Origin of the sequence: Sulfitobacter sp. 1A15299 (assembly GCF_043556915.1) — a bacterium.
In the GTDB taxonomy this organism is placed as follows: Bacteria; Pseudomonadota; Alphaproteobacteria; order Rhodobacterales; family Rhodobacteraceae; genus Sulfitobacter.
The window spans coordinates 1-1294 of sequence record NZ_JBIFFJ010000079.1; the positions used below are offsets into that span (position 1 = coordinate 1).

At 59.3% G+C, this 1294-nt stretch carries 1 protein-coding gene; it reads left to right on the forward strand.

The genetic code is table 11. The features are described from left to right. Positions 1-155 precede the first annotated feature (155 nt). A partial coding sequence (locus ACGYK7_RS19145) for an IS256 family transposase (protein WP_394403956.1) occupies positions 156-1294 on the forward strand: 1139 nt, incomplete at its 3' end.

Sequence of the window (1294 nt, forward strand, 5' to 3'; positions counted from 1 at the left end):
TGTCCCAGGGAGAGGTGTAACTTCTGGTAGCGCTTTTGGTGGCGTCCGCGCCCTTCATGAGGCGCCGTAGGACGTCATCAAAGGCGCGGTGGTCATCGGTGAATTTTCGGTAAGGTCGGGTTGCGAACATCAACCTGAACCGAAGGAAGACCCCGATGACCAAACCTATGATGGACCTGAAAGAGCTTGTCGAGAAGAGCGCGGATGCCGATCTTCTTCGAGATATGATCGGTTTTGCCGCCGAAAGGCTGATGGAACTGGAGGTCGGCGCAAAAACCGGGGCCGACTATCATCAGAAGACGTCGGAGCGGAAGGCGCAGAGAAACGGCTACCGCGAACGCGATTGGCAGACGCGAGCCGGGAACGTGGAACTGCGGATTCCCAAGCTGCGCACCGGCAGCTATTTTCCTTCTTTCCTGGAGCCGCGGCGGGCGACAGAGAAGGCGTTGAGCGCGGTTATTCAAGAAGCTTATGTCCATGGCGTCTCAACCCGTTCTATGGACGATCTCGTCCAGGCGATGGGTGGGACCGGCATCTCGAAGAGCCAGGTTAGCCGCCTGTGCGAGGAGATCGACGAGCGGGTCGATGCCTTCCTTACCCGTCCAATTGACGGCGAATGGCCCTACCTTTGGATCGATGCGACTTATCTCAAGGTCCGCCAGGGCGGGCGTATCGTCTCCGTTGCCGTCACCATCGCCGTCGGCGTCAATACAGACGGCCGCAGAGAGGTGCTGGGCATGTCCATCGGCCCGTCCGAGGCCGAAACCTTCTGGACGGAGTTTCTGCGCGATCTGGTGCGGCGCGGGCTATGTGGTGTGAAGCTGGTCATCAGTGATGCCCATGAAGGCATCAAGGCCTCAGTCGCACGCGTGCTGAACACGAGCTGGCAGCGTTGTCGGGTGCATTTCCAGAGGAACGCTCTTGCGCATGCAGGCAAGAGCAGCCGACGCGTCGTCTCCGCCTTTATCGCAACCGCTTTTGCACAGCCAGACCATACGGCGGCGAAAGTCCAATGGCGCAACGTCGCCGACCAGATGCGGTCCAAGCTGCCCAGGCTCTCTGGGCTGATGGATGATGCCGAGGAAGACGTGCTCGCCTACATGACCTTTCCCCAACAGCATCGGACGAAGTTGCATTCGACGAATCCGATTGAACGTTTGAACGGCGAGATCAAGCGCAGGACAGACGTCGTCGGGATCTTTCCAAATGAGGCTGCCATACGTCGCCTCGTCGGCGCCATCCTCATGGAGCAGACCGAAGAATGGACTGTGCAGCGTGCGCGATACATGACGCT